The organism is Stappia sp. MMSF_3263 (genome assembly GCF_030733745.1).
Lineage (GTDB): Bacteria > Pseudomonadota > Alphaproteobacteria > Rhizobiales > Stappiaceae > Stappia.
In genome coordinates, this window is record NZ_JASHIK010000009.1 from 63131 (window position 1) to 86089 (window position 22959).

Genomic DNA, 22959 nt, shown 5'->3' on the forward strand with positions numbered 1-22959 from the left:
GTCTCACCCGTGTGTGAATCCGGATTGCCCCTTCTCTCGGAACGTCACGGCGAGACCGCCAGGGGCGACCGATACGCACGCCTCGACCCGTCGAAGTCGCGCCGTTCGATCTCGGCTAGAAGCTGGTCTGCCCAGTCGCCGTTGCCTGGCAGGAGCCGTTTCAGCCCGTCCAGGACTGCTCCGATGGAGTGGTCGCTCGATCCCCACTTGGCGTTGAAGGCGCCGAGTTCCTCAAGAACCAGATCCGCGAAGGCAACGGGCGCCATCGACTCCGATGCCGCGTCCAGCAGCCCGAGTTTGTTCCAGAGGGTTTCGACGGGGCCGCAGCCGTCGCTGTAGCGCGTCGCGACCCAAAAGATCCCGAAGCGATAGATGTCTGGCGAGGAGTAGCCGTATCTGTCGATATACATCTGGCCAAGGATGTCGGCGGAAAAGATCTCGTGCTCGCCATCCCGGCGTGACAGGTAGGTGCGAAACACGTCCAGGCAGCTTGCGTCCATGATGACGAGATATTTCATCGCCTGTCCAAGTCCGCCGAACTCGTACCCCGAGGTCGCATCCGTGCCGCCGGAGATCCCCGTGTAGAAGCTCAAGCCAAGGTCCTTTCGCTCCAGTTCGTCAAGCCAGGTCGTGAGAAGGGTGCGGCAGTCGTGCCGAATGTCCCATACGTGTTCCAGCGCAAGGTCGAAGAATTCAGCCTCGGTCAGGAGCGTATCTGCGTACCTGAACGTCGGTTCGAAGGTGTGTGAATATTGCGAGCCACCCAGGATTTTAGAAAATCTTTTCGAAATGTCCTTGGAAAGTGTTGCGAGTGCTGAGCGGGCCGCCTGCTCTGACAGGTCGGGCAACTCCACTACATGTCCGGTCAGGTGAAGGGTTTCACGCGTCGTCAGGTCCCTGTTGGTCGTGTCGTCAAGCACAGTAACCCATGCCTCCGCCTCTGACACCCAGACCTCGCGTGTCATCCGCGACACGGCTTCCGTCGGGACGTGCAGGATGCAATGCTCATTGCGGATGGTGAACAGGTCCCCGCTGCGCACCACCTCGCGCATGCGGTGGTTCCAGAATCCGCGCATGCCGGGCTGCTTGCACCGGTCGGAGCCCTCGAAGCGAACAAGGGGCGAGACGGACCCGTCCATGCCGATCCGGCGCAGGCCGTCGGCATGGGTGAGCCACAGCGCTTCGCCGGACGTCTCCCAGGCGCTTTGCCAGAGCCAGTGTTGGCGCTTAAAGGTCTCCTCAAGCTTCTTGAAGAACATTTGGAAGAGACGCCCTGGCGGCTGGGTGAGGTCTTCCGGCTGGTGGCGGTAGAACGGCTTGTCGAGATGCGCGAGCATGGCGCTTGCCTGCATCCATCGCTTCGCCTCCGCCGCGTCTGCGATCTCCAACCAGAAGACCTCAAGATCTCGCACAAGATCTCCGCTCTGCAGGTCCCAAAGCTCGAAGCTCATCAGGAACCGGTCCTTGCCATCGTTACGGAGGTCCGGATGCCGATATGCTTTGCGCTTGCCGCGCAGACTGTTGAACAGATCGGCAGCCAGCGATGCATTCTGATGCGGGATCTGTTTGAAATTCTGGCGCAAGGCCCACCTCCCGGTCGGGTCGGCGCTGACGAATTCTTGACGCAAGGAATACTCATAGCATTTGTCGATCTCGAGGCGCTGGATCGTCCTGTTCGAGATGTCGAGGACATAGAGACCGGTTCTTTCGGCAAGGTCGTCGGGGTTGAGCAGGGATCGATTATCGTAGATCTCGTTTTCATACCAAGCAGTAACGATCATTCCGTCGGCACGTTCGCGTACGAAATCAGCAAAGCGCGGACAGTCGAAATACGGTTCGGTGGTGTCGACCGGCCGTGACGCTCCCCGATGTCTCGAATTGAAGCGTTCCTGTTCGGCCTGCGGCATCTCCTGTATGTTCATAAGGCTTCCGACGGGGCCATTCCACAACACCGCGTCGGCCTGAAAGATCGTCGAGAGATCCCGGTCGCTCACCAGCAGGATCTCGTAGGTTCCCATGAGCGCGATCGCACCATGGGCCGGGCATCGGACCATGTCCTTGACCAGGCTGCCTGCTCTAAAGATCTTCGAGATAGAACGTGAATGAAGATGGTTTCCCGTTCTCCCGTTCATTATAGATAAGCTTGAGTTCTGTCCAAGACAGATCACTCTGTTCTCGTCGAGAGGAATAGATCTCTCAATCTGTTCTTTTGGGAATGGCTTGTGAAGGAATGTGTGCTTCGTGTTCAGGTCGATGACTTGAGCAAATCCGCAATAGTCGATCTCACTGCTTTGTTTCCGGATGTCGAGCATTCTGCCTCGCGCTGCAATGAGTGAAAAATCAGTGCCTGTCGATGTGACTTAAAACGCGCAGGTAAAGAAGCGGTTGCGACTCCAAATTGTGTAGCGGTCGAGGAGGTGGGGCTCGCGTCGATCACCGGTTTCCTGCCGCGCTTCTGGGGCTGGAGCGCGGCACGCCGCTCTTCGTCTTCGATCGCACCACATGGCTGCTCGACCAGCCGATCACCCATGTGCGCATGCTGCACCCGCCGGGCTACCGGATGGTCTCGCGGTTCTGAGGGGCGGGGGAGCCGATCAGGCTTCAAACCTGATCGGCAGGCTCACACCCTGCCAGGCGAGAATGATGCCCAGGATCACGAGCACCACCGCGAAGGCGACCGAAGCCCAGAACGAAGGCCAAAAGGAGCGCATGAAGCTTCCCTCCAGCGCCTTCCTGTAGATCACGGGTTCCTGGGTCCTGAGGACCGAATTGGCGTATGTCGCGACGATATTGTCGGCCTGGGAGCGGTATCCATCCAGAACGGTATCCGTCTGGCTTCTGGCGAACGCACGAAGCTCGTCGGTGGTCGGCCTGCGCCCGGCCTCGTGGCGGACCTGCATCGCCCAGTCACGTTTGCTGATCTTGTAGAAACCATATGCAACCAGCCCGACCAGCGTGGCATCGCTGCCATCGGCTTCATCGACCAGTTTCTCGAATACGTTGTTGTAGTCGTCGCCTGTCGTTGTGCCTTCAAGCGGCTTTTCCGGCTCCGCCACGATTGGTCCTCAATTTATTGGCCGTCAAAGTCTTCTTCAATTTCTGGTCAGCAATTTTCAGAGCATTTGTATGAATGCTCTTGTTAAGGACGAGGATGTCATCCCCATTGGGCATCTCGATATGCCCGAATGCAGCCTTGGAACGTGTCGGAAGGATAACCACACGCTTGATATTCATGTTTTATTCGCTCCTGACGCAGGATCACGCAACAGGGTTGCGTTGCTCTTCCACGATTGGCCAGCGCCGTTCTTTGAAATGTGGCTCTCATCTGCGTCGCCGTCAATACGGTGTTGGGGCAACCAGCCTCACCGAACTGTATCAAGGAAAGCTGCGGGAACGCACGCGTAGCCATGACTTCCCGTTGACGTTTGCGCATTCGCGGGCATAATCGTTTACATCATAAACGACCTGACGCGATCCGCCGGGAGGAGCCGGGGCATCGGGCCAGGACGGACATGAGACGGGAAGCGACGGGCTTGACCGGCCCCGCAGACGGGCGGCAGGCTGCAACCGCGCGGCGCGCTGGCGCCTTTCGGACATCTTGGGAGGATCACATGCTTCGACTGAAACTGCTTGCCGCCGCCGCGACGGCGCTTGCCTGTGCCGGCATCACGCCCGCGCTCGCCCAGGAGGTGACGCTGCGCGTCCACCACTTCCTGCCCGCGCCCGCGCCCGTGCCGAAGAACTTCATCACCCCCTGGGCGGAGAAGGTGATGGCCGACAGCGGCGGCCGCATCAAGGTCGAGGTCTATCCGGCCATGCAGCTCGGCGGCACGCCGCCCTCGCTCTACGACCAGGCCAAGGACGGCGTCGTCGACATCGTCTGGACGCTGCCGGGCTACACGCCGGGCCGCTTCCCCGGAACCGAAGCCTTCGAGCTGCCCTTCATGGCGGCCAAGGCCGAGCCGACCAGCCAGGCCTTCTGGGACTTCTACGAGAAGTATCTCACGGACGAGTTCAAGGACGTGAAGCCGATCGCCGTGCATGTGCACGGCCCCGGCCTGCTGCACGTCAAGGGCGAGGGTGTTGGCAAGCTGGAGGACATGAGCGGGCTGAAGCTGCGCGGACCCACGCGCCAGACCAACGCGCTGCTCGGCGCGCTCGGCGCGACGCCGGTCGGCATGCCCGTGCCGGCAATGCCGGAGGCGCTGTCCAAGGGCGTCATCGACGGCACGGTGGTGCCCTGGGAGGTGACGACGCCGCTGAAAGTGGCCGAGCTCGTCGGCAGCCATACCGATTTCGAGGGTACGCGCGGGCTTTACACCGCGACCTTCGTCTTCGCCATGAACAAGGCGAAATACGACAGCCTGCCGGACGACCTGAAGAAGGTGATCGACGCCAATTCGGGCCGCGAGATGTCAAAATGGGTCGGCCGCGTCATGGACGAGGGCGATCTGCCGGGCATCAAGGCGGCGGAAAAGGCCGGCAACACGATCCGCAAGCTGCCGGAAGCCGAGGTCGACCGCTGGAAGGCGGCGGCCGAGCCGGTCGTCGAGGCCTGGATCGCGGAGGTTTCGGCCAAGGGCTATGACGGCAAGGCCATGGTCGAGGACGCCAAGGCGATGATCGCCAAATACGCCGGCGAATAGGCCGAAGCAGGCATCGCGCCGGCCTGATCGCCGGGGCGATGCCCGCACTGAATTTCTGCGACATTTTGAACATCCGACCCGTCCGGCGCGTTTTCGCCGGACGACGGCGGAGCCGTGCCGGTCGATGGCAGGCCGGTTGAAGGAGACACGAGGCCATGACCGTACTCGTCGCCGGTGCCGGCATTGCCGGCCTGACCCTTGCCCTCAGCCTGCACCGCATCGGCGTGCCGGTGCGCGTCTTCGAGGCGGTCGGTGAAATCCGCCCGCTCGGCGTCGGCATCAACCTGCAGCCGCACGCCGTGCGCGAGCTCGATGAACTGGGGCTGCTTGCCGGGCTCGACGCGATCGGCCTGAGGACGCGGGAGGTCGCCTATTTCTCCAGCCACGGCCAGCCGGTGTGGTCGGAACCTCGGGGCCTGACCGCCGGCTACGACTGGCCGCAGTTCTCCATCCATCGCGGCAAGCTGCAGATGCTGCTGCTCGAGACCGTGCGCGAGCGGCTCGGCCCCGATGCCGTCGCCTGCGGCCGCGCGGTCACCGCCTGGCGCGAGACGGATGACGGCGTCGAGGTCGACCTTGTCGACCGGGAGACGGGGCGGGGCGCCGGCACGGTTTCAGGATCGCTCTTCGTTGCCGCCGACGGCATCCACTCCTCGGCGCGCGCGGCGCTCTACCCGGACGAGGGGCTGCCGGTGTGGGGTGGCATCGTCATGTGGCGCGGCGTGACGCGGGGGCCGCGTTTCCTCACCGGCCGCTCGATGGCGATGACCGGCTGCAAGCCGCGCAAGTTCGTCTGCTACCCGATCGAAGACATCGAACTGGAGGACGGCGCGCCGGGCGCGGTGATCAACTGGATCGCCGACCTGAAGATGGCCGAGGACCATCTGTGGCGGCGCGAGGACTGGAACCGGCCGGGCGATCCGGCCGACTTCCTGCCGCGCTTCGAAAGCTGGACCTTCGACTGGCTCGACATCCCGGCGGTGATCCGCGCGGCCGATCACATATTCGAGTACCCGATGGTCGACCGCGATCCGCTGCCGCGCTGGACCCATGGCCGCATGACGTTGATGGGCGATGCGGCCCACCCGATGTATCCGATCGGCTCCAACGGGGCGAGCCAGGCGATCCTCGATGCAAGGGTGCTGACCCGCGAGATCCTGGCGCGGGGGGCCGTGCCGGATGCGCTGGCCGCCTATGAGGCGGAACGGCGCCCGGCGACGGCGGCCATCGTCCTGGCCAATCGCGCCGACGGTCCCGACAAGGTGCTCGACGTGGTCGAGGAAAGGGCGCCGGAGGGCTTTGCCGATATCGGCGACGTGCTCTCGCGCGAGGAACTGGAGGAGACGGCCTCGCTCTACAAGCGCCTGGCCGGCTTCGATGTCGGGGCGCTCAACGCCCGCCCGCCCATCGTGCCGGTACGCTGACCGTGGAAGGGCGGAAGGACGCGGGGCCGGATGGCGGCGGCGAGGCTGCGGGGCGGCTGCGCGAGGACCTCGACTACGGATGTCTCAACGATCTTGTCGGCCATCTCCTGCGCCATGCCTTCCTGCGCGGCCAGCAGGTCTTCGCCGAGGTCTTCGCCGGCGAGGCCCTGACGCCGCTGCAGTTCATGGTGCTGGAGCTTGTCGACCGGAACGACGGCATCACCCATGGCGACGTCGCCGCGGCGATGTCCTGCGCGCCGTCGGTGCTGACGACCGCGCTGAAGCCGCTGACCGCCTCGGGCATGCTCGATCAGGTCACGGTCGCCGGCGACCGGCGCAGGGTCGCCTACCGGCTCTCGCCGGCCGGGCGTCTTCGCTTCCGCCAGGTTCGGCCGTTGATCGAGACGGCCGAAGACCGCCTGCTGGACGGTCTGGCTGCGGATGAAAAAGAGGTCCTTGCGAGGATATTGAGACGGGTGTCCGGTAGAAATTCGCAATTGCGAAACAACCGATAGCAAAACGTTAAATTCTTTGGTGCATCATGCCAAAACCCGCAAGAGGCGTTGCTTCGCCAGTGCCCTTCCACGTTCTGTGCGGTCCGATCGCTAACACTCGTGCGATTCGTCGAAGGATGGTTGCATGACTGCCGAGGTTGACCTGTCTTGCTCGACGTCATCGCCTGCATAGCAATAGATCACAACCCGGTGCTGGTTGTGCTTGCCGCCGCGATCTGCGTGCTCGGCGCATGGATCAGCTTCCGGCTGTTCCAGCGTGCCCGCGACACGCGCGGGGCAACGCGCGCCGGCTGGCTGTTCCTGACCGGCATGGCCGCCGGCTCCTCGATCTGGTGCACCCATTTCGTCGCCATGCTGGCATACCAGACCCAGGCGGCGGTCTATTTCGATCCGACCCTGACCATCCTGTCACTGTTCCTTGCCATCGCCGGAACCGCGGCCGGGTTCGGTCTTGCCATCAGCGGCTGGTTCCGTCTCGCCCCCGAGGCCGGTGGCGCGGTCATCGGCCTGGCCATTGCCGGCATGCATTATCTCGGGATGGCCGGATATCATGTCGACGGCCTGATCAGCTGGAACCAGAATTATGTCGTCGCCTCGGTGATCGGCAGCGTGCTGTTCGGCATGCTTGCCCTCAACCGCTCGATGCGGCCGGTCACGATCTGGTGTCGATACGGCGCCAAGACCGCCTTTATCGTGGGCATCGTCGTCATGCATTTCACCGGCATGACGGCGCTTGACGTGACGCCGCTGCGCCCGGTGCTGACGCCGGCAACCGACCAGCTGTGGGCGCTTGCCCTGTCCGTCGCCGGTGTCGGCACGATGGTGATCGGCATGGGCGTCGTCACCGCCCTGATCGACCACCGCACCCGCGCCCTTGCCGACGCCGATCTCCTGCGGATTGCCGAGTACGATCCCCTGACCGACCTGGGCAACCGGTCCCTGTTCAGCCGCGAACTCGAGGACGGCTGCATCTGGGCGGATGCCAACGACGCCCGCCTGTGCCTCGTGCTTGTCGACCTCGACGACTTCCAGGCGATCAACGACCTGCGCGGCCACACGGCCGGCGATGCCTTCCTTCAGGCGCTGGGCGCACGCATTCTCAAGGGACTGCAACCGGGCGAGGCGGCGATGCGCACCGGCGGCGACGAGTTCGCGCTGATCAAGCGGCTCGACGGCAATGACGACCTGCAGCCCTTCCTCGACAGGCTCGACGGGCTGTTCCGCTCTCCCGTGCGCGCCTCGGGAACCGTGCTGTCGTGCTCCGCCGGCATCGGCGTGGCGCTCTACCCCGAACACGGATTGTCGGTGTCGGACCTGCTGGCCAATGCCGGCATGGCTCTGGCCCGCGCCAAGCTCGACACGCTCGAGCGCACCCAGTTCTGCGACAGCATCATGGACCAGGCGGAGCGCCGGCGCCGGGAACTGTCGCTTTCCCTGCGCGGGGCCGTGGAACGCAACGAGTTCACCCTCTTCTTCCAGCCGCAGATGGATCTGGAGACCGGAGGCTTCTCCGGGGCGGAGGCGCTGCTGCGCTGGATCCACCCCCAGCATGGCGCGGTCTCCCCGGCGGTGTTCGTCCCGATCGCCGAGGAGAACGGGCAGATCATTCCCATTGGCGACTGGGTGCTGCAGCAGGCCTGCCGGCAGGCAGCCTCCTGGTCGCAGCCGATCAAGATCGCGGTCAATATTTCCGCCGTCCAGCTGCGCCAGCGCAACCTTGCCGGTCGGATCGCCGAGATCCTCAAGGAAACGGGCCTCGATCCCGCCCGCCTTGAAGTCGAGGTGACGGAATCCTCGTTCATGGCGGATCTCGACCTCAGCCTTGCCGTTCTCCGCCAGATTCAGAACCTGGGCGTGTCGATCGCGCTGGATGATTTCGGCGCGGGCTATTCGGCGTTGGCGAGCCTCAGGGTCTATCCGTTCGACAGGATCAAGCTCGACCGGGGCTTCACCTCCGATCTTGCCACCTCCGAGGAAGCGCGCGCCATCGTCCACTCCGTGCTGATGCTGGGCCAGTCGCTCGGAACCCCGGTGCTTGCCGAGGGCGTGGAGACCGACGAGCAGCTCGTCTTCCTGCAGGCGGCCGGGTGCCGCACGATCCAGGGCTTCCTTTTCTCCCGGCCGGTTCCGGCAAGCGACCTGCTCAAGCTGATGCTTGCAGGCCCGGCGCCCGCCGCCGGGACGCTGGCGCGAACCCGGCAGGCGCTGCTTGCAGGTCCCGCGCCTGCCGGTGTGCAGGCACTGCCCCAGGCCACCGGCACATTCGGCGGCTGATCCGCGCGGCAAGCGCATCGGCGCCCCCGTCAGGTGGCTGCGGCGACGTGCCGCCCTGGCCGGCTGTATGCTGCAAACTCCTGAAAATTCAGAAATATGACTCTCTAAGTCCAGTTTAGAGTAGTTCTAATATATTGATTTTATTGGAATAATAACTTGACTATCAAACTCCAATTAGAGTTAGTTCGGCCGTGGCCGCACTGGCCTTCCCTTTGATGACGGGACCTTGACCCCTGTCGATTGGAGGTTGACGTGACCGGAACTGACCAAGCCCGCATCGACGATCCGGCGCGGGGCGCGGAGGCCGAGACCCTTGTCGTGGAGGGACTGCGGCGCTGGCTTGCCGGATATCAGTCGGGCAGCATCGAATGCTGGGAAATGGCCTGGACCCTTTATGCCGGGAGGCTCGGGGTGACCCGGGCGCGCCACGCCGTATCCGGGCTTTCCGCCTTTGCCCGCGCGCTGAACGGCTGGGCCAAGTGCGGCCTGTCGATCCTGCCCTATGACTGCCCGCATCGCTGCGCCCACGAGTGCCTGGCGGTTGCGCTTGTTGCCGCCTGGCAGGGCGGCGATCGCGAGGCCGCGACCAACATCGCCGAGGAACTGGTGATCTCCGGAGGACTGCCCTTCACGCTGGAGGCGGCCGCCAATTTCGCCGACACGTTGCGCCGGCTCGACCTGGTGCTCCCCGACAACCCCTGCCTTGCCTGTCCGCACGGGCAACGGCTTGCCACCCACGAGGCATCGGCCACGCGCCATTAGGGACCTGACCCTTGAGCCTTTCACACACTTCGAACGAGGACTGACACCGATGAACAAGACCCTTCTGCTGGCAACGCTCGCCGGTATCGCGCTGATGCCCGCCACGAATGCGAAGGCCGTCGAGGGCGGCGCTGTCGTCAAGACCTATGGCGATATCGCCGAGGCGGCCTATTCCGATTCGCTTGCCGCCGCGCGCAACCTGTCCGCCGCCGTCGACGCGCTGGCCGCCAAGCCGAACGACGAGACGCTGGCGGCGGCCCGCCAGGCCTGGATCGCCGCACGCCGGCCCTACCAGCAGACCGAGGTCTACCGCTTCGGCAATGCCATCGTCGACGACTGGGAAGGCAAGGTGAACGCCTGGCCGCTGGACGAGGGCCTGATCGATTATGTCGATGCCGGCTATGGCGCCGACAATCCCGAGAACCCGTTCTACACCGCCAACGTGATCGCCAATCCGAAGCTTTCTGTCGGCGGGCGCGAGATCGACGCCACCGAAATCACCCCGGCGCTGCTGGCCGGGGAACTGCAGGAAGCCGGCGAGATCGAGGCCAATGTGGCGACCGGCTACCATGCGGTCGAGTTCCTGCTCTGGGGCCAGGACCTGAACGGCACCGACAAGGGTGCCGGCACCCGCCCGGCAACCGACTTCGACACCGCCAACTGCACCGGCGGCAATTGCGAGCGCCGCGTCGCCTATCTGAAGGCGGCGACCGCGCTTCTCATCTCGGACCTCACCGAGATGGCGGATGCGTGGAAGGAGGGTGGTGCCGCCCGCGCCGAGCTGGCCGAAAAGGGCGAGGCCGGCGGTCTTGCCACGATCCTCACCGGCATGGGCTCGCTCTCCTATGGCGAGCTGGCCGGCGAGCGCATCAAGCTCGGCCTGATGCTGCACGATCCGGAGGAGGAGCATGACTGCTTCTCCGACAACACCCACATGTCGCATCTCGACGACGTCAACGGCATCCGCAACGTCTGGTTCGGCGCCTATGAGGGCTTCGGCGGCGGTTCGGCCAAGGGCGCGGCGCTGAAGGACCTGGTCGCGGCCAAGGACCAGGCGCTCGCCGACGAGGTGACCGCCAAGCTCGACGCCTCGCTCGCTGCCTTCGAGGCGATGCGCGAGCGTGCCGAGACCGTCGAGGCCTACGACCAGATGATCGGCGAGGGCAACGAGGAGGGCAACGCCGTGGTGCAGGCCGCCGTCGACGCGCTGGTCGACCAGACCCGCTCGATCGAGCGGGTCGTTGCGACACTTGGTCTCGACGAGATCGCCTTCGAGGGATCCGACAGCCTCGACAATCCGAACGCAGTGTTCCAGTAAGAATGAAACCGGCCGTGGCGGGGGACGTGGCCCCGCCGCGGCCAGACTTCACGCGCGGGCTGGAGGGGTCGCGCCGGACCTAAGCGAAACTTCATGCCGAAGATAGCAAAAGCCGTCGCCGCGTATCTTGTGGCGGCGCTCCTGGCTGCGCCTGTCGTCGCCGGCGACGGACCGCTTGCCCATCGCGACGACCTCAGTCCCCGTGACCGTGGCCGGGTTGCCCGTGTCACGGCCCCGCCGACAGACTTCTCCGTGCCCGAGCCGTTCGAGGCGATGAGCGCCGGCGCGGCGACGCATGGCAAGCGCATCGCCAGCACCGCCTTTTCCTTCCCCTCCGCCAACCTTTCCTTCGAGGACCAGCAGCGTTTTGCGCTCGGCAACGGCCTGTTCGAGAAGTTCTGGGTGTCCTCGCCCGCCTCGACCAAGGCGTCGGACGGGCTCGGCCCGCTCTACAATGCCCGCTCCTGCCAGGGCTGCCACCTGCGCGACGGGCGCGGCCACCCGCCGCTTCCCGGCGAGGATCCGGTAGCGCTGTTCCTGCGCCTGTCGGTGCCGCCGGCAAGCGAGGACGAGCGGGCCCTGCTGGCCAGCGGCGCGGCGCTGGTGCTGCCCGAGCCGAACTACGGCACCCAGTTCCAGACATACGCGGTGCCGGGGCTTGCCGCCGAAGGCCGGCTGGAAGTGACCTATGAGGAGCAGGTCGTTCGGCTGGGCGACGGCACCCGAGTGTCGCTGCGCGTGCCCGACTACCGCATGAGCGACCTCGGCTACGGTGAGATGGCCGAGGACGTCATGGTCTCGCCGCGCGTCGCCCCGCCGATGATCGGCCTTGGCCTTATCGAGGCGATCCATCCCGGCGACATTCTCGCCGGTGCCGATCCGGACGATGCCGATGGCGACGGCATCTCGGGACGCCCCAGTCTCGTTCGCGACGAGGCGAGCGGCGAAATGGTGCTCGGCCGCTTCGGCTGGAAGGCATCGGCGCCGACGGTCCGGGCCCAGTCGGCCGGCGCCTTTTCCGGCGACATCGGCATATCCTCGCCGGACAAGCCCGACCCGTTCGGCGAATGCACGCCGGCGCAGACCGCGTGCCGGGCGCAGCCCAGCGGTGTGCAGGCCGAGCTTGGCGAGACGGAAGCACCCGATCCGGTGATGGAACTGGTCGACTTCTACAGCCGCAATCTTGCCGTTCCGCGCCGCCGCGACATCGACGATCGTCAGGTGCTGGCCGGCAAGGAACTGTTCCAGGCGCTGCAATGCGCCGCCTGCCACCGGCCCAAATACGTCACTTCGCGCAAGGCGGGGATCGCGGCCCACCGGTTCCAGCTGATCTGGCCCTATTCGGACCTGCTGCTGCACGACATGGGCGAGGGGCTTGCCGACAATCGCCCGGCCGGCACCGCCACCGGTCGCGAATGGCGCACGCCGCCGCTCTGGGGCATCGGCCTGACCGAGCTTGTATCGGGGCGTGAGACCTACCTGCATGACGGCCGTGCCCGCACGCTGGAAGAGGCGATCCTGTGGCATGGCGGCGAGGGGCAGGCGGCGCGCGACGGCTATGCCGGGCTGGAGAAAGAGGACCGGGAGGCGTTGATCCGCTTCCTCAAGTCGCTATAGGCCTGTGGCCGCAAGGGGTGCTGGCGGGGCCGAAGGAGAAGGCATGAGAGAACCATATCACCGGGTCCGGCGGCGGCTCTCCGCCGCGCTGGCGCTGTGCCTTGCCATGGCCGTTCCCTTTGCCGGCGCGCATGCACAGGACACGGCCGGCCCCGACTACGGGCGCTTCGTGCCGGCGTTGGTCGACGGCTACGCGATCCCGGCAGCGGAGGCGCTCGGTGCGCGCCTTGACACGCTGGGGACGGCCATCGACACCGCCTGCGAGGGCGGCGCGGCCGACGGCTTTTCCGATGCCTTCCGGGCGGCGGTCGGGGCGCAGGCGCATCTTGCCGTGCTGCGCGCCGGGGCGCTGGCCGATGACAACCGGCTGGAGCGGCTCGCCTTCATCCCCGACGGGCGCGGCGTCGTCCGTCGCCAGGTCACGCGGCTGATTGCGGCGCGCGAGGAAAGCGCGCTGGACGCGGCGAGCCTGCGCGGCAAGAGCGTCGCGCTGCAGGGACTGACGGCGCTGGAATGGGCGGCCTTCGACGGTGAGGGCCGCGTCCTGCTCGGCGAGACGGACGAGGAGGGCGCCTATCGCTGCGCCTATGCCCGCGCGCTGGCGGCGCGGATGACGGCCACCGCCTCCGAGGTCGCCAGGGCCTTCGCCGCGCCTTCCGGACAGACGGCGCTGCTGCTCTCGGCCGGACCCGGAAACGCGCTCGCCGTGAGCGACAAGGAGGCGGCCGGGTATGTCTTCAACGCGCTGATGACCTCGCTGGAGCTTGTCCGCGACCAGATGCTGGCCCCGCTCCTGGGCGACGGGCTCGCCTCGGTGCGCGCCGCGCGCGTGCCGTTCTCGCGCTCGCGCTCCAGCATCGCCTATCTGTCCGGCGCGGTCCGCGGTCTTGACGATGCGATCGAGGCGGCGGGCTTCGCCGCCGCCGTCGACGACGCGGCCTGGATCGGCAACACGCTTGCCTTCGAGACGAGAAACGCCGGGCGGGCGCTTGACGCGGTGCCCGTCGATCTCGAGGCGGCCCTCGCCGACGACGAGGCATTGGGCCGTCTTGCCTATGTCCACACCATCCTGACCGGCCTGCGCGCCACGCTCGGCGGCGAGCTTGCCGGCCATCTCGATTTCCGCGGAGGCTTCAATGCGCTCGACGGGGATTGACCGGCGGCAACTGCTGCTGGGCACCGGCGCTGGACTTGCCGCGCTCGCGGCGCACGGACCTGCCGCCCTCGCCCGGGCGGCGCAGGCACTCGATGCGCAGGATCCGCTTTTCGCCGCCGCGCGCCGCGAGGCCGACGGCACCCACTCCGTGGTCGTCACCGGTCTCGACGGCATGACGCGGGCAAGGGTGCCGCTGCCGGACCGGGGCCACGACATCGCCGTCTGCCCGGGCACCGGCCGCTGTCTCGTCTTCGCCCGCCGCCCCGGCACGTTCGCGGTGCTGTTCGATCCGCTGGGGCGCAGCGAACCCGTCACCGTCGCGGCGGTTCCCGGCCGGCATTTCTACGGTCACGGCGTATTTTCGCCCGACGGCCGGCTGGTCTTTGCCACGGAGAACGATTTCGAGACCTCGCGCGGCGTCATCGGCGTCTACGATCTGTCCGGCGAGACACCCGTTCGCGTCGGCGAATACTGGTCCGGCGGCGTCGGTCCCCACGACATCCTGCCCTTGCCGGACGGCAGGACGCTGGTCGTTGCCAATGGCGGCATCGAGACCCATCCGGACCGCGCGCGCGCGAAGCTGAACATCGCCACAATGCGTCCCAACATCGCCTTGATCGACCGGCCGAGCGGCTCGATCCTCGCCACCATCGAGGCACCGGCACACCTGCACCAGCTGTCGCTGCGCCACATGGCGGTGGGGGCGGCCGGCAAGGTGTGGATCGGCGGCCAGTACGAGGGACCGGAGGACGACACGCCGCCGCTGATGGCCTCGCTCGACATCGCCAGCGGCCGGCTTGCGATGCATGACGTGCCGGACGGGCTTCGCGGCGGGCTCGCCAACTATGTCGGCTCGGTCGCGCTCAGCCGCGATGGCGAGGTGGTCGCCGCCTCCTGTCCGCGCGCCGGCAAGGTGCTCTATTTCAAGGCCGGCGACGGCACGTTCCTGGCTGCCCAGGACCGCATCGACGCCTGCGGGCTGGCGCCGCTCGACCAGGGTGCCTTCCTCATCTCCGACGGGCAGGGAGGCCTCAGCGACAGCCTCGACCCGGCCGGCACGCCGGCCTTGCTGGCGGCCGCGCCCGGCGTTGCCTGGGACAATCATCTCGTGGCGCTCGGCCCGGCCTGAGTGCCTGGCCGGCCTCAGCCGATGTCGGTGAAGTCGACTTCGGCCATCAGGTCGCCGGCAAGGTTTTCCAGCGCGGCGGAGAGATCGCCGGCGGCAAGGTCGACCGGCAGCACCATGTCGACCTCGGCGCGGAACATCCGTTCGCCGCTCATGGAACCGGCATAGACCTCGGTTTCTAGGCTGGTGATGCTGACGCCCTTGGCGGCCAGGACGGCAGAAACAGCATGAACGATGCCCGGATGGTCCTGGCAGATGACGGTCATCCGCGCCGCTTGGCCGTGGGTTTCACCGGCCGCGTCGCTACGCCTCAAGGTGGTGGTGATGCCGCGCGGGGCGAGCGCGCCGAGCGCGGCCTCGAGAGCCTCGACCCGGCCTTCCGGCACCTCGACACGGACGATGCCGGCGAACTCGCCGGCAAGCCGCGACATGGAGCTTTCGATCCAGTTGCCCTCGTGCGCGGCAATCACGTCCGCCAGCTGCGAGACGAGGCCGGGGCGGTCGTCGGCAAGCGCCGTCAGGACCAGCGAGATCATCGACATGAAAGGAGCTCTCCCGGGTTGTTTTCCGGGAGGTTAGAGCCTTTCGGAGCGCGAGGAAACCGGTCCCTTTTCACGAGGCCCGACGATCCCGTTCGAGCCTGCGGTTTCACCGGGCCTTGCGGTCGCCCGGCGCGGTGCGGGGTCCGAAGGCCGCGGTGTAGAGCCGGTCGGCGATATGCGACAGGCGGACGAGCACCTTGACGGGCAGGCGCGCCAGCGGCGGCACCACGTCGTGGCAGAACGCGACCTTGCGGACATAGTCCGGCACATGCCACTCGAACCAGGAAAAGGCGGGAAAGTAACCGGTGTCTCCGGCGCTCAGCACGCGCGTCTCGCCATCCGGGCCGGTGACGGTGACCGAGCCCTCGAGGATGTAGACGGCCTCGTCGCAGCCGAAATACCAGTTGAAGCGGCCGGCCGTGCAGTCCCAGACCGACATCGACGCATAACGGTCGTCGCCCTGTGCCAGCTGCACCGCGCGCGCCCGGGGCTCGCCCTCCAGCACCCAGTCCGGGTTGATCGGCGCCGGGTCAAGCTCCAGCCCGTCCAGGCGGGCGAGCGTCAGGCCGGCGGGGGTGCGGTCGGCGAATGTCGTTGCGCTGGCGGAGGCGGTGGCCGCGGCGAGTTGCGTCATGAACGATTCTCTCCCTCAGTCTTGTTGCAACCAAGGATAAGGCAAGGCGGTGAACATCCGGTTTCCGCGATTGCTTGGATTGTGCTTATCCGCCTGACGGCGCCGGGGTTTTGGCGGTCGCCGCCGCTCCGCCGACAGGTTCTGCCGGAATTGGCGCTTGATGCCTCCGGCCGGCTCCACTAGCGTGCCCGGCCAATGACGGCGTCCCGGGAGGGACTGAAAACGATTCCGGTGCCGATCGACCCATGTCGGGGATCCAGTCCGGAGCTGTCCGAGCGGTTTGGCAGGCGTTGCGCGGGTCGCGCTGCGCCCGGCATGGCGTGCGTGACCGGTTTCTCCCTCTCAAGCGACGCCGATGGTGCCCGGCATCCGGCCGGCACCGGGCACAGGCCGTCAGGCCGAGAGGGAGCTTTTGAGATGAAACACGAATTTGTCTTCGGCGCGGTTTTGACGGAGCGTCCCTCGGATGCATGCGAGGGAGAAGCGTGATGGCCGACATGACGGGCGCGACGGGCGAGAAGCTCGGGCTGATGATTTGCGGCCATGGCAGCCGCAACCGCGGCGCGGTCGGTGAATTCGCGCAGCTCGCCGAGCGGCTCAAGGCCCGCTTTCCCGACTGGCCGGTGGAATATGGCTATCTCGAATTCGCCAATCCGGTGATCAAGGACGGCCTCGACCGGCTGCGCGCGCAGGGCTGCACCCGCATTCTCGCGGTGCCGGGCATGCTGTTCGCGGCCGGCCACGCCAAGAACGACATCCCGTCCGTCCTCAACACCTACCAGGCGCAGAACCCGGGCGTCACCATCACCTACGGCCGGGAGCTCGCCGTCGACACGCGCATGATCCGCGCCGCCGGCGACCGCATCCGCGAGGCGCTGGAGGCGGCGGAAAGCGACGTGCCCCTGCACGAGACGCTGCTGATGGTGATCGGGCGAGGCGCCTCGGATCCCGATGCCAATTCCAACGTCGCCAAGATCACCCGCATGCTGTGGGAAGGCTTCGGCTTCGGCTGGGCGGAGACGGGCTATTCGGGCGTCACCTTCCCCCTGGTGCAGCCGGCGCTGGAGCACGCGGCGAAGCTCGGCTACCGCCGCATCGTTGTCTTCCCCTATTTCCTGTTCTCCGGCGTGCTCGTCAGCCGCATCTACAACCACACCGACGAGATCGCCGCGCGCCACCCCGACATCGAGTTCCTCAAGGCCGGCTATCTCAACGACCACCCGCAGGTGATCGACACGATGGCGGACCGCGTCCAGGAAATCCTGCAGGGCGCCAACCTGATGAACTGCCAGATGTGCAAGTACCGCGAGCAGGTGCTGGGCTTCGAGGAGGATGTCGGCCGGCCGCAGGAAAGCCACCACCATCATGTGGAAGGGCTCGGCGCCGATGCCGAGTGCAAGCTCTGCGACGTGACCTGCACGGGAGCCTGCGAGGAACAGGCCGCCGCCGGCCATCACCACCATCACCACGATCATGCACATGACCACGGTCACGGTCATTCTCACGATCATGATCACGACCACCATCATCATCATGATCACGGGCATTCCCATTCCCACGGGCATGATCATCACGACCATCATCATCCGGTTTATCCGCATGCCGACCACCCGCACGGCCCGAAATCCATGCGCAAGTCGGACGGGTGAGCGCGGCATGATGACAGCAAGGAAGACGGCGTGAGCGCGGGCGGTCCCCCCCGCTACGACTACGAGCACGATCCGGCGGAGATCTATCGCCGGTCCTTCGCCATCGTGCGCGGCGAAGCCGATCTGGCGCGCCTGCCGGACGGGCTGCATCCGGCCGCGATCCGCATGATCCATGCCTGCGGCATGCCTGAGATCGTCGCCGACATCGCCTGGCGCGGCGATGTCGCGGCCATCGTGGCGAAGGCGCTCGCCGCCGGAGCCCCGGTCCTGGCGGACGTACGGATGGTCTGCGAAGGCATCATCGCGAACCGTTTGCCGGCAAATAACAGCCTCGTCTGCACGCTCAACAAAGCCGAAGTGCCGGATCTGGCGCAGCGTCTGGGCACCACCCGTTCGGCCGCCGCCGTTGATCTGTGGGCGGAGCGCCTCGAGGGGGCCGTCGTCGTTATCGGCAACGCGCCGACCGCGCTGTTCCATCTGCTGGAACGGATCCACCAGGGCTTTCCGCGTCCGGCCGCGATCCTCGGTTTCCCGGTCGGCTTCGTCGGTGCGGCGGAATCGAAGGAGGCGCTGCTGGACAGCCCGCTCGACATTCCGTGCCTGGTGTTGCGCGGCCGCAAGGGCGGCTCGGCCATCGCCGCCGCGGCGCTCAACGCGCTGGCCGCCGGCGTGCCGGAAGAGGCGGCGTCATGAGCGTGGCTGAAACGGGCGCGTCAGGCACCCCGGCGCCCTGGCTGACGCTGATCGGCATTGGCGAGGACGGGCTCGACGGTCTGTCCCTGCTGGCCCGCCGGGCGCTGGAGGAGGCGCAGCGGATCTTCGGCGGTGTCCGCCATGCCGAGCTTGTGGCGGCGCTTGGCAAGAGCGTGACGCCCTGGCCCTCTCCCTTCGAGGCGGGTGTCGGGATGCTGCTTGCCGGACGCGGCACGCCGACCGTGGTGCTCGCCTCGGGCGATCCGATGTGGTTCGGCGTCGGCGCGACGCTGTCGCGGGCGCTCGCCCCGCAGGAGATGCTGGTGCTGCCAGCCCCGTCCTCCCTGTCGCTTGCCGCCGCAAGGCTCGGCTGGCCGCTGCAGGAGGTCGAGATCCTGTCGCTGCATGGCCGCCCGCTCGACCTCTTGCGCGGCGTTCTCTTTCCCGGCGCCCGCATCCTGTGCCTGACCTCCGGCGCGGACGCTGCCGACGAGATTTCCGACCTGCTCACAGACGAGGGCTATGGCGCGAGCCGGATCACCGTGCTCGAACATCTCGGCGGGCCGCGCGAGCGCGTCCTTGCGGCGACGGCGGAGAGCTGGCGCGGGGCCGTGGCGGCGCTGAATGTAGTTGCCATCGAGGCGAAGGCGGTCGCCAACACGCCCTTGCGGGCCCGCGTGCCGGGCCTTGCCGACGATGCCTTCCGCCATGATGGCAAGATCACCAAGCGCGAGATCCGCGCCGTGACGCTTGCCCGGCTGATGCCGGTGCCGGGCGCGCTGCTGTGGGATATCGGCGCCGGATCGGGCGCGGTCGCCATCGAATGGCTGCGCGCCGCGCCGCGCAGTCAGGCCATCGGTCTGGAGCCGGACGACGCCCGCCGGGCCACGGCGCGCGCCAATGCGGCAGCGCTCGGCGTGCCGCATCTCGACCTGCGTGCCGCCTCCGCTCCCGACGGGCTGGCCGGTCTGCCAGCGCCTGACGCGGTCTTCTTCGGCGGCGGCCTGACCTCGCCCGGCGCGCTGGAGGCGGCGCTTGCCGCGCTGAAGCCCGGCGGCCGGCTCGTTGCCAATGCGGTGACGCTGGAAAGCGAGGCGGTGCTGGCGGCTGCCCATGCCCGCCATGGCGGCGAGCTGGCGCGCATCGCCGTTTCGCGCGCCGGCCCGGTCGGCGGCATGACCGGCTGGCGGCCGCTGATGCCGGTGACGCAATGGAGCCTCACTCTGCCATGACGAAATCCGGAACCATGACGAAAACCGGAACGCTTTACGGCGTCGGGCTGGGGCCCGGCGATCCGGACCTGATGACCGTGAAGGCGCATCGCCTGATCTGCTCGGCGAAGGTCGTCGCCTATCCCGCGCCCGACGATGGCGAGAGCTTCGCCCGGTCGATCGCGGCCCACATCATTCCGGACGATGCCCGCGAGATCCCCATCATCGTGCCGATGCGCGTCGAGCGTTATCCGGCGAAAGACGTCTATGACCGGGCGGCGGAGGAGATCGGCGCGGCGCTTTCCGCCGGCGAGGACGTGGTGACGCTGTGCGAGGGCGATCCCTTCTTCTACGGTTCCTTCATGTATCTCTACGAGCGGCTGTCGGGCAGCTTCCCTTGCGAGATCGTGCCCGGCGTCACCTCGCTCACCGCCTGTGCCGCGCGGCTCGGCCGGCCGCTGACCGCGCGCAACGACGTGCTCACCGTCATTCCCGGCCCGCTCGCCGACGCGGAGATCGCCGCCCGGATCGAGGCGGCCGGCGCCGTCGCCATCATGAAGGTCGGCCGCCACCTGGAGCGGCTGAAGAGGCTGATTTCCGGGCTGGGCCTGCTGGGCCATGCCGGCTATGTGGAGCGGGCGACGCTTGCCAGCGAAAAGGCGATGCCGCTGGCGGAGGTGAATGACGCCTCCGCCCCCTATTTCTCGATGATCCTGATTTACAAGGGAGACGAAGCGTGGATGCTTCCGCCGCAATCCTCGTCCTGACGCCGGCGGCACTCGCCACGGCGCGGCGCATTGCCGCCGCTCTGCCGGGCGCGACCCTGCACGGGCTCGCCCACAGGGTGCCGGGGCTGGACGTCCCCTTCGCCGAGACGCTCAACCATATCCGGGCGCTCTACCAGGCCGGCACGCCGATCATCGGCGTCTGCGCGTCGGGTATTCTCATCCGCGCGCTTGCCGCCGTGATCGAGGACAAGCGCTCCGAGCCGCCGGTGATCGCCGTCTCCGAGGACGGAGAAAGCGTCGTGCCGCTGCTTGGCGGCCATCGCGGCGCCAACTCGCTCGCCCGCCAGATCGCCGGCGCGCTCGATGCCCATGCGGCGGTGACGACGCAGGGCGACACGGCGCTGGGCGTCGCGCTCGATTCGCCGCCCAAGGGCTGGTGGCTGGCCAATCCGGAACATGCCAAGGGCGTGATGGCGCGGCTGCTCGCCGGCGAACCGGTGCGTATCGAAGGATCGGCCCCCTGGCTGACCCGCTCGCGCCTGCCGATCTCCTCCGAGGCGGCGCTGGCCATTGCCGTCACCGAGAAGGCGCGCGCCGCAACACCGGATGCGCTGGTCTATCATCCGCAATGCCTTGTCGTCGGCGTCGGCTGCGCCCGCGGCTGTCCGCCGGAGGAACTGGCCGGGCTTGTCCGCGAGGCGCTGGCCGGGGCGGGGCTTGCGCAAGGCGCGGTGGCGCTGGTTGCAACGCTCGACCTGAAGGCCGACGAGCCGGCGGTGCATGCGCTGGGCAAGGTGCTTGGCGCGCCGGTGCGGGTGTTTTCCGCAAGCCGGCTGGAGGAGGAGGCCTCCCGTCTCGCCAACCCGTCCGACGTCGTCTTCGCCGAGGTCGGTTGTCACGGCGTCAGCGAGGGTGCGGCGCTGGCGGCGAGCGGCGTGGACGGCGTGCTCGTGGTGGAAAAGCGCAAGAGCGCCAATGCGACGGTCGCGGTGGCGCGCGCGCCCGCGCCCCTCGACCCGGCGGAGATCGGCCGGGCGCGCGGCCGGCTGTCGGTCATCGGCATCGGCCCGGGCCGCGACGACTGGCGCACGCCGCAGGCCTCGCGCCTTCTGGCCGAGGCCGACGAGGCGGTCGGCTATTCGCTCTATCTCGACATCGTCGCGCCGCTGATTCAGGGCAAGCCGCGCCACGCCTTCCCGCTTGGCGCGGAAGAAGAGCGGGTGCGCTTCGCGCTGGAACGCGCCGGCGAGGGGCGTTCGGTGGCGCTGGTCTCCTCGGGTGACGCCGGCATCTATGCGATGGGGGCGCTCGTCTACGAGCTCCTTCACCGACCGCAGGAAGAGGGCGGCGTTTCGGACGCGGCCCGGCGGATCGAGGTGGTCAACGCGCCCGGCATCTCGGCCCTGCAGGCGGCCTCCGCCCTTGTCGGCGCGCCGCTCGGCCATGATTTCTGCACCATCTCGCTGTCCGACCTGCTCACCCCCTGGGAGGCGATCGAGCAGCGGCTGAAGGCGGCAGCCCTCGGCGATTTCGTCGTCGCCTTCTACAACCCGGTCTCCAAGCGCCGCCGCACCCAGCTTGCCGCCGCCCGGGAGATCCTTTTGACCGGCCGCCCGGCCGACACGCCGGTGGTGCTCGGTTTCAACCTTGGCCGCGAGGGCGAGACGATCACCGTGACGACGCTGGGCGAGCTTCGCGTCGACGATGTCGACATGCTGACCACCGTGCTGGTCGGCTCGTCCGCCTCGCGCGCGGTGATGACGGGCGCGGGCAGGCCCTTCGTCTACACCCCGCGCGGCTACGCCAAACGCATCGAGGAAAAGCTATGACCGTCCATTTCATCGGCGCCGGCCCAGGCGACCCCGACCTCATCACCGTGCGCGGGCTGAAGCTGATCGAGGCCTGCCCCGTCTGCCTCTATGCCGGCTCGCTGGTGCCCGAGGCGATTGTCAAGGCGGCGCCCGAGGGCGCGCGCGTCGTCGACACCGCGCCGATGACGCTCGACGAGATCATGGCCGAGATCGAGGCCGCGCACGAGAAGGGCCAGGATGTTGCCCGTGTCCATTCCGGCGATCCCTCGCTCTATGGCGCGATCGCCGAGCAGATCCGGCGGCTGCGCGAAAAGGACATTCCCTTCGACGTGACGCCCGGCGTTCCGGCCTTCGCCGCAGCGGCGGCGGCGCTGGGGCAGGAACTCACCGTGCCGGAGATCGCCCAGACGGTGATCCTCACCCGCACGACGATGAAATCCTCCGACATGCCGCCTGGCGAGGACCTCGAGACGCTGGGCAAGAGCGGCGCGACGCTCGCCATCCACCTTTCCATCCGCAATCTGCGCGAGATCGAGCGCCAGCTGGTGCCGCTCTATGGGGCGGACTGCCCCGTGGTGGTCGCCTACCGGGTCGGCTGGCCCGACCAGAGCTTCATCCACGGCACGCTGTCGGACATCCGCGAGAAGGTGCGCCTGTCGAAGATCACCCGCACGGCGCTGATCTTCGTCGGCCGCGCGCTGCAGCCAGCCGCCGATTTCCGCGATTCGGCACTGTATCATGCCGACCACGTGCATGTGCTGCGCCCGAAGAAGAAAAAGGCGAAGGCCGGGGCGTAAGCCACGGCCGCCCGGCCCGGATTTGCATCACGGCGCGCATCCCCCTAGGCTCGGGA

The 22959-nt window shown here is 67.3% G+C and carries 21 protein-coding genes; 16 read left to right on the forward strand and 5 right to left on the reverse strand.

Features of this window, described 5'->3' with window-relative positions; translation table 11 throughout:
- Positions 1–44 precede the first annotated feature (44 nt).
- Entirely contained in the window at positions 45–2018 is a 1974-nt protein-coding gene (locus RBB46_RS11675; protein WP_306029159.1) for a hypothetical protein, read from the reverse strand.
- A gap of 380 nt (positions 2019–2398) precedes the next feature.
- Here RBB46_RS11675 and RBB46_RS11680 point away from each other — a divergent pair, with 380 nt between their 5' ends.
- Positions 2399–2578, forward strand: a complete 180-nt coding sequence (locus RBB46_RS11680; protein WP_306029160.1) for a hypothetical protein — start codon at positions 2399–2401, stop codon at positions 2576–2578.
- A 16-nt stretch (positions 2579–2594) separates the two neighbouring features.
- On the opposite strand, the gene RBB46_RS11685 is transcribed toward RBB46_RS11680, so the two are convergent.
- Both RBB46_RS11685 and RBB46_RS11690 read right to left on the reverse strand, forming a co-directional pair.
- Positions 2595–3056 carry a hypothetical protein gene (locus RBB46_RS11685; protein ID WP_306029161.1) on the reverse strand — a complete coding sequence of 154 codons (462 nt, stop codon included), beginning with the start codon at positions 3054–3056 and terminating at the stop codon, positions 2595–2597.
- Positions 3031–3234 carry a hypothetical protein gene (locus RBB46_RS11690; RefSeq protein ID WP_306029162.1) on the reverse strand — a complete coding sequence of 68 codons (204 nt, stop codon included), beginning with the start codon at positions 3232–3234 and terminating at the stop codon, positions 3031–3033. The genes RBB46_RS11685 and RBB46_RS11690 overlap by 26 nt, the downstream gene beginning before the upstream one ends.
- A 377-nt stretch (positions 3235–3611) precedes the next feature.
- On the opposite strand from RBB46_RS11690, the gene RBB46_RS11695 reads away from it, so the two are divergent.
- From RBB46_RS11695 to RBB46_RS11735, 9 genes are all read left to right on the forward strand, one after another.
- Complete coding sequence (locus RBB46_RS11695; RefSeq protein ID WP_306029163.1) at positions 3612–4646, forward strand: TRAP transporter substrate-binding protein; 1035 nt, start codon at positions 3612–3614, stop codon at positions 4644–4646.
- 155 nt (positions 4647–4801) lie between these two features.
- Positions 4802–6070, forward strand: a complete 1269-nt coding sequence (locus tag RBB46_RS11700) for a flavin-dependent oxidoreductase (protein ID WP_306029164.1) — start codon at positions 4802–4804, stop codon at positions 6068–6070.
- A 2-nt stretch (positions 6071–6072) separates the two neighbouring features.
- The gene (locus RBB46_RS11705) at positions 6073–6585 is read left to right on the forward strand and encodes a MarR family winged helix-turn-helix transcriptional regulator (protein WP_306029165.1); all 513 of its coding nucleotides are present in this window, start codon (positions 6073–6075) and stop codon (positions 6583–6585) included.
- A 147-nt stretch (positions 6586–6732) separates the two neighbouring features.
- Positions 6733–8859 carry a bifunctional diguanylate cyclase/phosphodiesterase gene (locus tag RBB46_RS11710; RefSeq protein ID WP_306029166.1) on the forward strand — a complete coding sequence of 709 codons (2127 nt, stop codon included), beginning with the start codon at positions 6733–6735 and terminating at the stop codon, positions 8857–8859.
- Positions 8860–9111: 252 nt separating this feature from the next.
- Positions 9112–9621 carry a hypothetical protein gene (locus RBB46_RS11715; protein ID WP_306029167.1) on the forward strand — a complete coding sequence of 170 codons (510 nt, stop codon included), beginning with the start codon at positions 9112–9114 and terminating at the stop codon, positions 9619–9621.
- 94 nt (positions 9622–9715) lie between these two features.
- Positions 9716–10939, forward strand: a complete 1224-nt coding sequence (locus RBB46_RS11720) for an imelysin family protein (RefSeq protein ID WP_306029264.1) — start codon at positions 9716–9718, stop codon at positions 10937–10939.
- Between the two features lie 93 nt (positions 10940–11032).
- The gene (locus RBB46_RS11725; RefSeq protein ID WP_306029168.1) at positions 11033–12556 is read left to right on the forward strand and encodes a di-heme oxidoredictase family protein; all 1524 of its coding nucleotides are present in this window, start codon (positions 11033–11035) and stop codon (positions 12554–12556) included.
- Positions 12557–12599: 43 nt separating this feature from the next.
- Positions 12600–13712, forward strand: a complete 1113-nt coding sequence (locus RBB46_RS11730) for an imelysin family protein (protein WP_306029169.1) — start codon at positions 12600–12602, stop codon at positions 13710–13712.
- Positions 13693–14841, forward strand: coding sequence for a DUF1513 domain-containing protein (locus tag RBB46_RS11735; protein ID WP_306029170.1), 1149 nt, complete (start codon positions 13693–13695; stop codon positions 14839–14841). The genes RBB46_RS11730 and RBB46_RS11735 overlap by 20 nt, the downstream gene beginning before the upstream one ends.
- A 14-nt stretch (positions 14842–14855) precedes the next feature.
- Here the strand turns inward: RBB46_RS11735 and RBB46_RS11740 are convergent, their stop codons facing one another.
- Positions 14856–15380, reverse strand: a complete 525-nt coding sequence (locus tag RBB46_RS11740) for a glycine cleavage system protein R (protein WP_306029171.1) — start codon at positions 15378–15380, stop codon at positions 14856–14858.
- A gap of 106 nt (positions 15381–15486) precedes the next feature.
- Positions 15487–16014, reverse strand: a complete 528-nt coding sequence (locus RBB46_RS11745) for a cupin domain-containing protein (protein ID WP_306029172.1) — start codon at positions 16012–16014, stop codon at positions 15487–15489.
- Between the two features lie 497 nt (positions 16015–16511).
- Between RBB46_RS11745 and RBB46_RS11750 the strand changes: the two genes are divergently transcribed.
- Genes RBB46_RS11750 through cobM form a run of 6 tightly spaced genes read left to right on the forward strand, consistent with a single transcriptional unit; the run spans position 16512 to position 22903 of the window.
- Positions 16512–17663 carry a sirohydrochlorin chelatase gene (locus RBB46_RS11750; protein ID WP_306029265.1) on the forward strand — a complete coding sequence of 384 codons (1152 nt, stop codon included), beginning with the start codon at positions 16512–16514 and terminating at the stop codon, positions 17661–17663.
- A 30-nt stretch (positions 17664–17693) separates the two neighbouring features.
- Positions 17694–18356, forward strand: coding sequence for a precorrin-8X methylmutase (locus RBB46_RS11755; RefSeq protein ID WP_306029173.1), 663 nt, complete (start codon positions 17694–17696; stop codon positions 18354–18356).
- Positions 18353–19588, forward strand: a complete 1236-nt coding sequence (gene cbiE / locus RBB46_RS11760; protein ID WP_306029174.1) for a precorrin-6y C5,15-methyltransferase (decarboxylating) subunit CbiE — start codon at positions 18353–18355, stop codon at positions 19586–19588. The genes RBB46_RS11755 and cbiE overlap by 4 nt, the downstream gene beginning before the upstream one ends.
- Before the next feature lie 14 nt (positions 19589–19602).
- Complete coding sequence (gene cobI, locus RBB46_RS11765; protein ID WP_306029175.1) at positions 19603–20334, forward strand: precorrin-2 C(20)-methyltransferase; 732 nt, start codon at positions 19603–19605, stop codon at positions 20332–20334.
- Positions 20304–22124 (forward strand): precorrin-3B C(17)-methyltransferase, encoded by a 1821-nt coding sequence (cobJ, locus tag RBB46_RS11770; protein ID WP_306029176.1) that lies wholly within the window; start codon positions 20304–20306, stop codon positions 22122–22124. The genes cobI and cobJ overlap by 31 nt, the downstream gene beginning before the upstream one ends.
- Entirely contained in the window at positions 22121–22903 is a 783-nt protein-coding gene (cobM, locus tag RBB46_RS11775; protein ID WP_306029177.1) for a precorrin-4 C(11)-methyltransferase, read from the forward strand. The genes cobJ and cobM overlap by 4 nt, the downstream gene beginning before the upstream one ends.
- Positions 22904–22959 lie beyond the last annotated feature (56 nt).